Origin of the sequence: Streptomyces sp. 549, from assembly GCF_030124175.1 — a bacterium.
In the GTDB taxonomy this organism is placed as follows: domain Bacteria; phylum Actinomycetota; class Actinomycetes; order Streptomycetales; family Streptomycetaceae; genus Streptomyces.
The window spans coordinates 34,932-48,238 of record NZ_JASKMT010000017.1 but is presented as its reverse complement, the minus strand read 5'-3'; the positions used below and the strand labels follow the sequence as shown (position 1 = coordinate 48,238).

Genomic DNA, 13,307 nt, shown 5'->3' with positions numbered 1-13,307 from the left:
GGCTTTCCGCTCTACGGGCTCCTTGCCCGTTCTTGACCTGCTCCTGGGCCGGTGCTGGGGGACGGTTCGGCATAGTGGGGTCCACGCTCGCGGGTGGCGCGGGCCGTGCCCGCCGGGGCCTCCCCCGTGCCGAAGCACCGTCCGGCGCACCTCCCGGCCGCCCCGCGCCACCCCGAGCCGCGCCACCCCGGGCCGCGCCACCCCGGGCCGCGCCACCCCGCCCCCGGCCGAGCGCCCCTGGCGGGGCCCCCGCAGACGCCCCCGCCCCGCGCCTCAGGGGGCCGAGTCGCCCCGTGCGGCGTGGAGTTCGAGCAGTTCCGGCAGGTCGCTGAGCCGGTCCAGGCCCTTCACCGGCCGGGCCGTGCGGTGGTTGCCGGACAGCAGGTCGCGGTGCCGGTGCAGGAACGCCCAGTAGCCGGTGGTGTAGGGGCAGGCGTGCTCGCCGGTGCGTTCGGTGGGGCGGTAGGCGCACGGGCGGCACAGGTCGCTCATCCGGTGGATGTAGGCACCGCCCGAGGTGTAGGGCTTGGTGGTCATCCGGCCGCCGTCGGCGTACTGGGACATGCCGACGACGTTGGGCAGCATCACCCAGTCGTAGCCGTCGACGAAGCAGCGGTGGAACCAGTCGGTGACGGCCGCCGGGTCCCAGCCGTCCTGGAGCGCGCGGCTGCCCAGCACCATCAGGCGCGGGATGTGGTGCGTCCAGCCGGTGTCGCGCACCTGGGCGAGCGTGGTGGACAGGCAGCGGGCGGTGACGGCGTCGGCGTCCAGCTCCAGGAACCAGTCGGGCAGCGGAGCGGTGTGGCACAGCGTGTTGTGCCACCGGTAGTCCTCGCCGAAGTGCCAGTACAGGTGCCACACGTACTCCCGCCACCCGGCGACCTGCCGGATGTAGCCCTCGGCGCTGTTCAGCGGCGCCTGGCCGTCCCGCCACGCCCGTTCGGCGCCCTCCACGCACTCGGCAGGGTCCAGCAGGCCCAGGTTGAGCGGCGCCGAGAGCAGGCTGTGGCTCATCACGGGGTCGCCCGCCAGCACGGCGTCCTCGTACCGGCCGAAGTCGGGAAGCCGGTCGGTGAGGAAGCGACGCAGCGCGGCGAGTGCCTCGCGGCGGGTGGCGGCGAACCGCCGTGGCCCGTCGCGGCCGACGAACGACACGTCGCCGTCGCGTTCCCAGCGGTCCAGGTCGGCGCGCACCTCCTCGTCGACGGCGTCCTCGGCGGGCCTCCACGGGGGCGGCACGTGAAGCGTGTCGGCGCCGCGCGGCGGGGGTTCGCGGTTGTCGTGGTCGAGGTTCCAGCGTCCCCCGGCCGGTGCGTCGCCGTCCATCAGCAGGCCGTGGCCGCGCCGGACCCAGCGGTAGAAGTCCTCCAGCCGCAGCCGTTCGCCGCCCTGCCCGCCGGCCCAGCGGGCGAAGTCGCCCTGCGGGACGAGGAATCCGCGGGCTGGCAGGACCTCCGCTCCGGGTAGCGAGCGGACCAGGCGCAGCGCGGCGTGCGAGGTGGGGTGGGTGACGGTGAACGGCCGGTCGACGGCCCGGCGGCCGAGCGCCTGCTCCAGGCCGTCGCGGTAGGTGGCGGCCCGGACGTAGGTCATGCGGTCGCCGAACTCGGCTGCCCGGTGCCGCATCGCGGACAGCACCAGGTGGGCCTTGGCCCGGTGGAATCGCCGCCGCGCGAACACCGACCTGGCCTCGATCATGACCAGGGGTGCCTGCCGGTCGGGGCCGCCGTCGGCAGGGTCGGTGAAGTGCGGGCCGAGTTGGTCCCCGAAGAGCCAGTGCGGGCGGGCGGTCATGGGCGCGGACGCTCCCTGCGGCGTGGACGGGCGCCCGGGCCGCGGCCCGGCGGGCCGGGCCGGCGGCGGCGGGTGCCGGTGCGGACGCCCTGGGTCCGCCGACCCTAGGACGGGCGCCGCCCGGCCCCCGGGCGGCTCGCCCGGCACCCCCGCGCACGAGCCCCCGGTTCCCCCGCCCGGGTGAGAAAGCGGGCCCGGGCGCCGCTTCCAACGAGAGCAGGCCCGCGCGCCGGACCTTCGGTGGGCGGGAGACCGTCCCCGGTCAAAGGCCTAGCTGGTCCATGGCAGACGGACGGCTTCGAGTTCGATGTCCGCGAGCAGCGCTTCCACGAGCGGGCGGGGACCGCACACTTTGGTGCCCCAGGAGTCGTAGTCGGTGCAGACGACCCAGGAGCGGTCTGCGGCCCACAGGTTGGAGGGGGTGTACAGGATGTCAGGGTGGTCGAATAGGGCCTGGGCGTCGCCCAGGCTGCCGGAGCGGACATGGCCGTTCTCGAAATCCCGCACGACGATCGGGTTGTAGTACGCCAGGCAGGGAGTGTCCGCCCCCTGGGGGCTGTGCGCGGTCAGGAAACGGATCAGCTGGTCCCACGTCGGCCTGTCGAGACTGCCCTCGGCGGGCCACTCGACGGAGCCGGGCCGGATGCCCGCCCCTTTCGCGGAGGGAAAGCAGCGAAAACACGGGTACAGGCCCTGCGGCACGACCGGATCACCGATGCGGGCGGCCAGCTCCGCCCAGCGCAGCCGCTTCCAACCCGGGCCGGGGTGCTCGTCGCGGCTCTGGCTGTGGTTGACCGAATCGCGGGCGGTCGCCCCGCGCTCGTACATGCCGCCGAGCACCCAGGCGGAGTCGGGTCGCCCGGGTGCCTCGTAGCCGGTGAAGCCGTCGTCCGAGGCAAGCTCGGCGAGCCAGTCGGTCTCGGAGGCGGGCGCATGGGGCCACAGAGCGAGGATGTCATCGGGCACCCGGCCAGGCTACGAGCCCCCGGTCCAGGCGAGCGTCCTGAAGGCGGCGCCATCGGGCAATCCGGGGGCTGGCCGGCCCGGCCAGGCAGGGCTCAGGCCAGGGAGAGGAAGAGTTTCTCCAGGCGGGCGCGCATCTCGTCGCGGTCGGCCTCGGGGCGGCCGTCCTGGTCGGTCATGCAGTGCTGGAGGCCGGTGGCGATGATCGCGAAACCGGCCTTGTCCAGGGCCCGGGAGGCGGCGGCGAGCTGGGTGACGACGTCCTCGCAGTCGCGGCCCTCCTCGATCATCCTGATGATCCCGGCGATCTGGCCCTGCGCGCGCCGCAGCCGGTTGACCACCGTCTTGAGCTCGTCCGCTGCCATCGTGAGTTCCACGACCCGCTCCTCTCCATACCCCAAGGGGTATCCTACCCCTGAGTGACGACCCCGTGCCCGATCCTGTCATCCGAACTTCCGAGGAATCCCCATGAACGTTCCCGCACTCGCCCCCGACGAGGCCCGCGACCGGCTGCACGAACTGGTCGTCATCGACGTCCGCACCCCCGGCGAGTACGCGTCCGGGCACCTGCCGGGCGCGTACAACGTTCCGCTGGACCGCCTGGACGAGGCCGTGCCGGTGCTGCGGTCCGCCGCCGCCCGCGGTGACCTGCTGGTGGTCTGCGCCTCCGGCAACCGCTCGGCCGACGCCTGCCGGACGCTGTCCGAGGCGGGCGTCGGAGCGGCGACGCTCAGCGGCGGCACCGGTGCCTGGCACGAGCGGGGGCACGACCTGCACCGCCCGTCGGGCACCCGGCCCGGGTGGGCCATGGACCGGCAGGTGCGGCTGACCGCGGGCGGGCTGGTGCTGCTCGGGCTGCTCGCGGGCCGCCGCGTTCCTGCCGCCCGCTGGCTGTCGGCGGGCGTCGCGAGCGGGCTGGTGTTCTCCGCGCTCACCGACACCTGCGGCATGGCCGTGCTGCTGGGCAAGCTGCCGCACAACCAGCCGCGCGAGCGCGACCTGGAGCACACCCTGGCCGCCCTCGCCGAGTAGCCGCGCCACCGGCACCCGGCCACCGCGCCCGTCCCACCGCGCCCGGCCCACCGCGGCTTCCGAAGAAACCGCGGTGGGCCGGGCGGCAGCGGTCAGTCGTCGCCCTCCAGGTCGCCCTCGGTCTCCAGGTACGCCTGGCGCAGGGCTTCCAGCGTCGCCGGGTCGGGCTTGGCCCACATGTTGCGGGACTCCGCCTCCAGCAGCCGCTCGGCGATGCCGTGCAGCGCCCACGGGTTGGCCTGCTGGAGGAACTCGCGGTTCTCCGGGTCCAGTACGTACGTCTGGGCGAGCTTGTCGTACATCCAGTCCGCGACGACACCCGTCGTGGCGTCGTAGCCGAAGAGGTAGTCGACGGTCGCGGCCAGTTCGAACGCGCCCTTGTAGCCATGCCGGCGCATCGCCGCGATCCAGCGCGGGTTGACCACCCGGGCGCGGAACACCCGGGACGTCTCCTCCACCAGCGTGCGGGTGCGCACGGTCTCCGGGCGGGTGCTGTCGCCGATGTACGCCTCGGGCGCGGTGCCCCTCAGCGCGCGCACGGTGGCGACCATGCCGCCGTGGTACTGGAAGTAGTCGTCGGAGTCGGCGATGTCGTGCTCGCGGGTGTCGGTGTTCTTCGCCGCCACCGCGATGCGCCGGTACGCCGACTCCATCTCGGCACGCGCGGGCCGCCCGTCGAGTTCCCGGCCGTAGGCGTAGCCGCCCCAGACGGTGTACACCTCCGCCAGGTCGGAGTCCGTGCGCCAGTCGCGGCTGTCGATGAGCTGGAGCAGTCCGGCGCCGTACGTGCCTGGCCGGGAGCCGAAGATGCGGGTGGTGGCCCGCCGCTCGTCACCGTGCTCCGCCAGGTCGGCCTGGGCGTGGGCGCGCACGTAGTTCTGCCCGGCCGGCTCATCCAGCCCGGCGACGAGCCGCACCGCGTCGTCCAGCAGGCCGATGACGTGCGGGAACGCGTCCCGGAAGAAGCCGCTGATGCGCAGCGTCACATCGACCCGGGGACGGCCCAGCTCCTCCAGGTCCACGGCCTCCAGGCCGGTGACGCGGCGGGACGCCTCGTCCCACACCGGGCGCACGCCCAGCAGCGCCAGCGCCTCGGCGATGTCGTCACCTGAGGTGCGCATCGCGGAGGTGCCCCACAGGGACAGGCCCACCGACGTCGGCCAGTCGCCGTTGTCGGACCGGTAGCGCTCCAGCAGCGAGTCGGCGAGGGCCTGGCCGGTCTCCCAGGCGAGGCGGCTGGGCACCGCCTTGGGGTCGACGGAGTAGAAGTTGCGGCCGGTGGGCAGCACGTTGACCAGGCCGCGCAGCGGCGAGCCGGAAGGCCCGGCGGGCACGAAGCCGCCGGCCAGCGCGTGCACCGCGTGGTCGATCTCGTCGGTGGTCGCCGCGAGCCGCGGCACCACCTCGCGGGCGGCGAACTCCAGGATGTCGGCGACGGGTTGCCGCTGCGCCTCGGGCAGCGCGGCCGTCACCGACGGCACCGCGGAGGTCTGCCAGCCGGCGTCCTCCATCGCCTGCACCAGCGCGCGGGCCCGCTCCTCGGCGTCGTCGGCGCCGGTGCGGGTCGCGGCGGACTCGTCCAGGCCGAGCGCCTCGCGCAGGCCCGGCAGCGCGGACGTGCCGCCCCAGATCTGGCGGGCGCGCAGGATGGCCAGCACCAGGTTGACGCGCTCGGGGCCGGTGGGCGCGCCGCCGAGCACGTGCAGGCCGTCGCGGATCTGGGCGTCCTTGATCTCGCACAGCCAGCCGTCGACGTGCAGCAGGAAGTCGTCGAAGCCGTCGTCGTCGGGGCGCTCCTCCAGACCGAGGTCGTGGTCGAGGCGGGCGGCCTGGATCAGCGTCCAGATCTGCGCGCGGATCGCGGGCAGCTTCGCCGGGTCCATCGCGGAGATGGCCGCGTACTCGTCGAGGTGCTGCTCCAGGCGCGCGATGTCGCCGTAGGACTCGGCGCGGGCCATCGGCGGCACCAGGTGGTCGACGAGCGTGGCGTGCACGCGGCGCTTGGCCTGGGTGCCCTCGCCCGGGTCGTTGACCAGGAACGGGTAGACCAGCGGCAGGTCGCCGAGCGCCGCGTCCGGGCCGCAGGCCGCGGACAGGCCGGCGTTCTTGCCGGGCAGCCACTCCAGGTTGCCGTGCTTGCCCAGGTGCACCATCGCGTCGGCGCCGAAGCCGCCCTCGGCGCGCGGCGCGGCGATCCAGCGGTAGGCGGCCAGGTAGTGGTGCGAGGGCGGCAGGTCCGGGTCGTGGTAGATCGCGATGGGGTTCTCACCGAAGCCGCGCGGCGGCTGGATGAGGATCAGCAGGTTGCCGCGGCGCAGCGCCGCCAGCACGATGTCGCCCTCGGGGTTGCGGCTGGTGTCGAGGAACATGCGGCCGGGCGGCGGCCCCCAGTGCTCCTCCACCGACTCGCGCAGCTCCTGCGGCAGCAGCCGGTACCAGCGCAGGTAGTCGGCGGCCGGGATGCGCACCGGGTTGGCGGCCAGCTGCTCGTCGGTGAGCCACTCCTGGTCGTGGCCGCCGGCCTCGATGAGCGCGTAGATCAGCTCGTCGCCGTCGCCGGAGGCGAGGCCGGGCACCGGGCCCTCGCCGGCCTCGTCCGACTCGTCACCGAAGTCGTAGCCCTCGGCCCGCAGGCGCCGCAGCAGGGCGACGGCACTGGCCGGGGTGTCCAGGCCGACGGCGTTGCCGATCCGGGAGTGCTTCGTCGGGTAGGCGGACAGCACCAGCGCCAGGCGCTTCTCGGCGGCCGGGATGTGCCGCAGCTTCGCGTGCCGCACGGCGATGCCGGCGACGCGGGCGGCGCGTTCGGCGTCGGGCACGTAGGCGGGCAGGCCGTCGGCGTCGATCTCCTTGAAGGAGAACGGCACGGTGATGAGGCGGCCGTCGAACTCGGGGACGGCGACCTGCGTGGCGGCGTCCAGCGGGGACAGCCCCTCGTCGTTCTCCTCCCACGCCGCCCTCGGGCTGGTCAGGCACAGCGCCTGGAGGATCGGCACGTCCAGGTCGGCGAGCGCGCCCGCGTCCCAGGACTCGTCGTCGCCTCCGGCGGACGCCTCGGCCGGCTTGGTGCCGCCGGCGGCGAGCACCGTCGTCACCACCGCGTCAGCGGTGCGCAGCTGCTCCAGCAGCTCCGCCTCGGGCGTGCGCAGCGACGCCACGTACAGCGGCAGCGGCCGGCCGCCCGCGTTCTCCACGGCCTCGCACAGCGCCTCGACGAAGGCGGTGTTGCCGCTCATGTGGTGGGCGCGGTAGTAGAGCACCGCGACGGTCGGGCCGTCGGCGCCGGGCCGGGCGTCGCGCTCCAGCGGGCCCCAGGAAGGAGCGGGCTCCGGCGGCGCGAAGCCGTGGCCGGTGAGCAGCACGGTGTCGGAGAGGAAGCGGGCGAGCTGCTCCAGGTTGGCCGGGCCGCCGTGCGCGAGGTAGGCGTGGGCCTCCGCGGCGATCCCGATGGGGACGGTCGAGGCCTCCATCAGCTGCGCGTCGGGGGCCTGCTCGCCGGTGAGCACCACCACCGGGCGGTCCCCGGCAAGCAGCAGGTCCAGGCCCTCCTGCCAGGCGCGGACCCCGCCGAGCAGCCGCACGACGACGAGGTCGGCGCCGTCCAGCAGGGCGGGCAGCTCATCCAGTGTGAGACGGGCGGGGTTGGCGAGGCGGTACGGCACGGCGCCGTCCGCGGCTCGGGCGCTGAGCAGGTCGGTGTCGGACGTCGACAGCAGCAGGATCATGCGGCGTCAGGCCTTCCTCGGGGTCCGCGCCCCGGGCGGTGAGTGACGGCGGGAGTTCCTGGCTCGTCCGGACGCATCCGGATCTCACAGTGGCGGGACCGCGCCGGATTCTCACCGGGCTTCCTCCCATGACGCCGTCGCAGGCGGTGGCGGCCCATGCGGACCGCCGAGGAGCATAGTAAGCGCTGCCCGGCCGGACCGGGCGTACACCTTTTCGGACCGCTGCAAGGGCCATCGGTATGCTCGCCGCCATGCCGCCCACCCCCGCCCCGCCGGAGTCGAAGGCTGCCGACGGCAGCCCTCGGCGCACCGACGCCTGCCCGGGTGCGTTGCGGCTGCACACAGCCGACGACGGCGCACTGGCCCGCATCCGGGTGCCCGGCGGCCTGCTCACCTCCGCACAGGCGCTGTGCGTTGCCGAGTTGGCGGAACGCCTCGGGGACGGCGAGCTGCACCTCACCTCGCGAGGCAATGTGCAGTTGCGAGGCCTGACGGCGGACTGCGGGGGAACGCTGGGCGCCGCGCTGCACGACGCCGGTCTGCTGCCGTCCGAGCGGCACGAACGGGCCCGCAACATCGTCGCCGGCCCGCTGGCCGGGCTGGACCACACTCCGGGGGCCGCGGCCTCCCGCGCCTCCGACGGCCCTGAGCGGCCCGGCAGCCCTGATCTCAGCGCCTGGGTGCGCCAACTGGACGCCCTGCTCTGCGCGGACGAGCGGGCAGCGGCGCTCTCCGGCCGCTTCCTCTTCGCCCTCGACGACGGCCGCGGCGACGTGGCGTCCCTGGGCGCCGATGTGACCTTGCTCGCAGAACCGCCCGCACGCCCCCACGCGCAACCGGGCGCCGGACCCGTGGAGCAGCCGGAGCCCGGAACGGACAGCCTGTCGGCGGCGTCAGGCGGGACGGCGGTGCTGGTGCTCGGTCCGGGTCCGGAGGGCCTGCGGCTGCCCGCGGCCGACGGGCCGCGGGCCGCGCTGGTGGCGGCCGAGACCTTTCTCACGGCGGCCGAGACGCACCTGCGGTCCGGCGGCGCCCGCGCCTGGCGCACCGGCGACCTGCCGCCGGACCTCCTGCCGGACACCGGCGCGCTGGCGTCCGCGCTGGCCGCCGCCGGCATCACCGCGCGGCCCGTGCACCGGCCGCTGCCGGCGGACGGCCCGGCCCCCGAACCCGGAACCGTGCCGGGGCCCGACGGCCGGGTGGCACTGTCGGTGCTGCTGCCGCTGGGCCGGGCCACCGCCGCGATGTGGCGGCGGCTCGCCGAGACCGCCGAGCGGGACGGCACCGGTGAGCTTCGCCTCACGCCGTGGCGCGGTGTCGTGCTGCCCGGCCTCCCGCCGGGCACCGCCGACGACCGGCTGCGTGAACTGGCCGACGCCGGGCTCGTCACCTCCCCCGCCTCGCCCTGGCACGGCGTCGGCGCCTGCACCGGACGCCCCGGCTGCGCCAAGTCCCTAGCCGACGTCCGCGCCGACGCCGCCCACGCCGCCACTCATGCCGCCGCCCACGCCACTGCCCACGCCACTGCCCACGCCGCCGCCCTCACCGGCCCGGCGGGACCGGCTGCGGCAGGCGGCACGGGAGACAGGCCCGGCGGGCTGCTGCCGGTGTACTGGTCCGGCTGCGCACGGCGCTGCGGGCACCCGGCCGGCGCCCATGTGGAGGTGACCGCGACCGAGGACGGCTACCTGGTGAGCGCCCTGCCCGCCCGCACCCCCGCCACCCCGCCCGGGACGACCGACCTCACCGCGTCCGACCTCACCGCGTCCGGCCCCTCAACGCCCGGCCCCACAACGCCCGGCCCGGACCGCCCCCGGCCCGTGCCCGCACACCGCCTCCCCACCGCGGTGGCCGCCGCCCGCGCCACCACGCCACCGGGCCCGTCCGACCCGTCCGACCTCGCCGGCCCGCCCGGCCCATCCGCCCCCGACGCTCCGGCAGGTCCCCCGAGATGAACGAGAGCACCGTGTTCGACTACGAAAAGGACGGCGCGGAGATCTACCGCCAGTCCTTCGCCACCATCCGCGCCGAGGCGGACCTCGCGGCGCTGCCCGCCGACGTCTCGCAGGTCGCGGTGCGGATGATCCACGCCTGCGGCATGGTCGACCTGGTACGCGACCTCGGCTGGACCCCCGGCGCGGTGTCCGCGGCCCGCGCCGCGCTGCGCGCCGGTGCGCCCATCCTGTGCGACGCGCGCATGGTCGCCAGCGGCGTCACCCGCAAGCGGCTGCCCGCCGACAACGAGGTGGTGTGCACGCTGAACGAGCCGTCCGTGCCGCAGCTCGCCGCCGACCTCGGCACGACGCGCAGCGCCGCCGCGCTGGAGCTGTGGCGGGACCGGATGGAGGGCGCGGTGGTGGCCATCGGCAACGCGCCGACGGCCCTGTTCCGCCTGCTGGAGATGATCGAGCAGGGCGCGCCGCGACCGGCCGCCGTCATCGGGGTGCCGGTGGGCTTCATCGGCGCCGCCGAGTCCAAGGACGCGCTCGCCGCGCACCCGGCGAAGCTGGACCACCTGGTGGTGCGCGGACGGCGGGGCGGCAGTGCCATCGCCGCTGCCGCGATCAACGCGATTGCGAGCGAAGCGGAATGAGCATGGTCGAGCAGCACGGCACCGCCCCGGACGACGCGGCCGAGACGGCCGGCGCAGCCGAGACGGCCGTGAACGGGACCGACAGCACCGGCGGAACCGGCCGGACCGGGCGGCTCTACGGGGTCGGGCTGGGCCCCGGCGACCCGTCGCTGATGACGCTGCGGGCCGTGGAGGTCATCACCGAGGCGGACGTCGTCGCGTATCACGGCGCCCGGCCGGGCAGCAGCATCGCGCGGTCCATCGCCGCGCGGCACCTGCGTCCCGAGCACGTCGAGGAGCCGCTGATCTACCCGGTGACCACCGGCACCACCGACCACCCCGGCGGCTACCAGGGTGCGATGGAGGACTTCTACACCGAGTGCGCCGCCCGCCTCGCCGCGCACCTGGACGCGGGCCGCACGGTGGCCGTCATCTCCGAGGGCGACCCGCTCTTCTACGGCTCGTACATGCACATGCACAAGCGGCTCGCCCACCGCTATCCGACCGAGGTCATCCCCGGTGTCACGTCGGTCAGCGCCGCCGCCGCCCGGCTCGGCAAGCCGCTCGTGGAGGGCGAGGAGGTGCTGACGGTGCTGCCGGGCACGCTGCCGGAGGAGGAACTGGCCGCCCGGCTGGCCGCCACGGACTCCGCCGCGGTGATGAAGCTGGGCCGCACCTTCCCGCACGTGCGGCGCGCGCTGGAGCGGTCGGGGCGGCTCGACGAGGCGTACTACGTGGAGCGGGCGACGATGCCCGCCGAGCGCACCGGCCGCCTGGCCGACGTGGCGGCGGACTCGGTGCCGTACTTCTCGGTGGCCGTCGTCCCCAGCCGCGTCGGCTCGTCCGCACCGCCGCGCACCGGCGGCGGCGAGGTCGGCGAGGTCGGCGAGGTGGTCGTCGTGGGGCTGGGCCCGGCCGGTCCGCAGTGGCTGACGCCGCAGGCGCGCGGTGAACTCGCCGCCGCCGAGGACCTGGTGGGCTACACCACCTACCTGGACCGGGTGCCGGTGCGCCCGGGGCAGCGGCGGCACGGCTCCGACAACAAGGTCGAGTCCGAGCGCGCCGAGTTCGCCCTCGACCTGGCCCGGCGCGGCCACCGCGTGGCCGTGGTCTCCTCCGGTGACCCGGGGGTCTTCGCGATGGCCACGGCCGTGCTGGAAGTGGCGTGCCAGGAGCAGTACCGGGACGTGCCGGTGCGGGTGCTGCCCGGGGTCACCGCGGCGCACGCGGCGGCAGCCGCCGCCGGGGCGCCGCTGGGCCACGACTACGCGGTGATCTCGCTGTCCGACCGGCTCAAGCCGTGGGAGGTCATCGCCGAGCGGCTGCGCAAGGCCGTCGCCGCCGACCTGGTACTGGCCCTGTACAACCCCGGTTCGCGCAGCCGCACCTGGCAGGTCGGCAAGGCCCGGGAGCTGCTGCTCGAACACCGCGCGCCGGACACCCCCGTCGTGCTCGGCCGGGACGTCGGCGGCCCCGAGGAGTCGGTGCGCATCATCCAGCTCGCCCAACTCGACCCGGCGGACGTCGACATGCGCACGATCATCCTGGTCGGCTCATCCCAGACCCAGGCCGTGCGCCGCAGCGACGACGACCACGTGGTCTGGACCCCGCGACGCTATCCGGAGGCGTGAACGACGTGTGCCTGTCCCGGACTTCGTGCTGACGAGAGCGTCAGTAGGGCATTCGCACGGAGTGTCGAGCCACGTAAACGGAATCGTGTTGTTGCGTATTGAACGAAATCTGGTTACGTGGCGGTAAGTTGCACTACTGTGAGCGCCCACTCCCCGGATCCGGGGGACCCACCACATGTCCGGAGGTCTCCGCCCCGCGCGGCCAGGCGTCGCCGGGACGGAGACCCGCCCCGGGACACAGGTTGAGGAGGCGTCCCGCAGTTGTCAGGCGAAAACCCCCAGGACGACAGAACACCGCCGGGCGGCCTCCCCTCACGGGGCGGCACGAGCCCCCGAGGGGACGCTCCCGCGCCGGACGACGTCCCCCCCACGGGCACAGCCCGACGTGACCCGGACGTACGCATACCCCGGTACCTGAGCCGCGGCACGCACCAACCACCCGCCGGGTCGGGCAAACCGCCCTGGCCCACCGTCGGTACCGGTACCGGACCGACCGGTCACACCTCGCGGCGCGGCCCCGGAGCCGTCCCGCCCCCCGTTCCACCGCCGCCCCTGCTTCCGCCCACCAACGGGCCGGAGCTGCCGCTGGCCGAGTCCACCGCGTCCCTCGCCCGGTTCGCGGAGGTCGCCGCACCCGGTGACGTCCCGTCCGCACTCCCCAAGCCCCGGCCTGAGGACCTCCGCCTCTTCCAGGACGAGGCACCCCGGCGCCCGCCCACCGTGCCGGAACCGCTGCTGACCCGTCTGCAGCGGCGGCCGACGGGTCCGGTCGCCGTCACCTCCGGGCTCACGGCGTGCTCACTGCTCCTGCTGGCCCTGACGCTGACGGGTGAGCCGGACCCGCCGTTCGGCGAGGGCCGTCCCGCCCAGGAAGCCCTGGCGGTCCCGGCCGACCCGGGCACCACGCCGGACTCTCCGACGCCGTCGCGCTCCGGATCGGCGGACCCGACCGCCAGAGAGAACGCCGCCGCCGCACAGGTCGTGGAAAAGGAGAAGGAACCCTCCCACCCGACCGCCTCCGCCTCGCCCTCCGGCAGCCCGGACGGCACTCCGGGAAGCACCCCGGGCAGCGGCAAGGGCGGCAACAGCACGGGCGGTAACGGCAAGGGCGGCGGCAGCACGCCGGCGCCCGCTGCGGGCCGGTCCCTGCAGTCCGTCAACTACCCCGACCGGTTCGTGCTGCACCGCAACGGCGGTGTGCACCTCGACCGGGTGGGCGGCGGCTCCCATCCCGAAGCCGTCAGGCGGGCCACGTTCACCCTGGTGCCGGGGTTGGCCGACAGCAACTGCCAGTCCTTCCGGACCCACGACGGCGGCTACCTGCGCCACCTCAACTTCCAAGTGCGCGTCGGCAGGTCGGACGGGTCCGCGCTGTTCCACAAGGACGCCACGTTCTGCCGCCGCGACGGGGCCGTCAGCGGTTCCGTCTCGTTCGAGTCGTACAACTACCCGGGCCGCTTCCTGCGCCACCGCCAGTTCGTCCTGCGCCTGGACCCGTACGAGCACAACGCGCTGTACAAGGCCGACACGTCGTTCCGCCTCACCGCACCCCCGGGCTGACCGGACACGCCCGGTGCGGGACGGCAACCG

Annotated in this window: 9 protein-coding genes and 1 riboswitch; of the genes, 5 read left to right on the top strand and 4 right to left on the bottom strand. The window is 74.9% G+C overall.

The window, feature by feature from the left end:
* Window positions 1-273 precede the first annotated feature (273 nt).
* From QNO07_RS18850 to QNO07_RS18840, 3 genes are all read right to left on the bottom strand, one after another.
* Complete coding sequence (locus QNO07_RS18850) at window positions 274-1,794, bottom strand: cryptochrome/photolyase family protein (protein WP_283993336.1); 1,521 nt, start codon at window positions 1,792-1,794, stop codon at window positions 274-276.
* 270 nt (window positions 1,795-2,064) lie between these two features.
* The gene (locus QNO07_RS18845) at window positions 2,065-2,760 is read right to left on the bottom strand and encodes a hypothetical protein (RefSeq protein ID WP_283993335.1); all 696 of its coding nucleotides are present in this window, start codon (window positions 2,758-2,760) and stop codon (window positions 2,065-2,067) included.
* Between the two features lie 92 nt (window positions 2,761-2,852).
* A complete protein-coding gene (locus tag QNO07_RS18840; RefSeq protein ID WP_283993334.1) occupies window positions 2,853-3,134 on the bottom strand; it encodes a metal-sensitive transcriptional regulator in 282 nt (93 codons plus the stop codon).
* Window positions 3,135-3,225: 91 nt separating this feature from the next.
* Here QNO07_RS18840 and QNO07_RS18835 point away from each other — a divergent pair, with 91 nt between their 5' ends.
* Complete coding sequence (locus tag QNO07_RS18835; RefSeq protein ID WP_283993333.1) at window positions 3,226-3,789, top strand: rhodanese-like domain-containing protein; 564 nt, start codon at window positions 3,226-3,228, stop codon at window positions 3,787-3,789.
* A 92-nt stretch (window positions 3,790-3,881) separates the two neighbouring features.
* Here the strand turns inward: QNO07_RS18835 and cobN are convergent, their stop codons facing one another.
* The gene (gene cobN / locus QNO07_RS18830) at window positions 3,882-7,514 is read right to left on the bottom strand and encodes a cobaltochelatase subunit CobN (protein ID WP_283993332.1); all 3,633 of its coding nucleotides are present in this window, start codon (window positions 7,512-7,514) and stop codon (window positions 3,882-3,884) included.
* Between the two features lie 30 nt (window positions 7,515-7,544).
* A riboswitch (cobalamin riboswitch) is annotated at window positions 7,545-7,697 on the bottom strand.
* Between the two features lie 68 nt (window positions 7,698-7,765).
* On the opposite strand from cobN, the gene QNO07_RS18825 reads away from it, so the two are divergent.
* The 4 genes from QNO07_RS18825 to QNO07_RS18810 all read left to right on the top strand — a co-directional run bounded on the left by QNO07_RS18825 (window position 7,766) and on the right by QNO07_RS18810 (window position 13,277).
* On the top strand, window positions 7,766-9,469 hold the full coding sequence (locus QNO07_RS18825; RefSeq protein ID WP_283993331.1) for a ferredoxin-like domain-containing protein: 1,704 nt from the start codon (window positions 7,766-7,768) through the stop codon (window positions 9,467-9,469).
* Window positions 9,466-10,107, top strand: a complete 642-nt coding sequence (locus QNO07_RS18820) for a precorrin-8X methylmutase (RefSeq protein ID WP_283993329.1) — start codon at window positions 9,466-9,468, stop codon at window positions 10,105-10,107. The genes QNO07_RS18825 and QNO07_RS18820 overlap by 4 nt, the downstream gene beginning before the upstream one ends.
* A gap of 2 nt (window positions 10,108-10,109) precedes the next feature.
* Entirely contained in the window at window positions 10,110-11,717 is a 1,608-nt protein-coding gene (locus tag QNO07_RS18815; protein ID WP_283993327.1) for a precorrin-2 C(20)-methyltransferase, read from the top strand.
* A gap of 720 nt (window positions 11,718-12,437) precedes the next feature.
* Window positions 12,438-13,277, top strand: a complete 840-nt coding sequence (locus QNO07_RS18810; protein ID WP_283993326.1) for an AbfB domain-containing protein — start codon at window positions 12,438-12,440, stop codon at window positions 13,275-13,277.
* Window positions 13,278-13,307 lie beyond the last annotated feature (30 nt).

Bases quoted from the DNA above. Each gene is read 5' to 3' on its own strand.
- QNO07_RS18850 (WP_283993336.1), bottom strand. From the start codon at position 1,794: ATGACCGCCCGCCCGCACTGGCTCTTCGGGGACCAACTCGGCCCGCAC.
- QNO07_RS18835 (WP_283993333.1), top strand. From the start codon at position 3,226: ATGAACGTTCCCGCACTCGCCCCCGACGAGGCCCGCGACCGGCTGCAC.
- cobN (WP_283993332.1), bottom strand. From the start codon at position 7,514: ATGATCCTGCTGCTGTCGACGTCCGACACCGACCTGCTCAGCGCCCGA.
- QNO07_RS18825 (WP_283993331.1), top strand. From the start codon at position 7,766: ATGCCGCCCACCCCCGCCCCGCCGGAGTCGAAGGCTGCCGACGGCAGC.
- QNO07_RS18820 (WP_283993329.1), top strand. From the start codon at position 9,466: ATGAACGAGAGCACCGTGTTCGACTACGAAAAGGACGGCGCGGAGATC.
- QNO07_RS18815 (WP_283993327.1), top strand. From the start codon at position 10,110: ATGGTCGAGCAGCACGGCACCGCCCCGGACGACGCGGCCGAGACGGCC.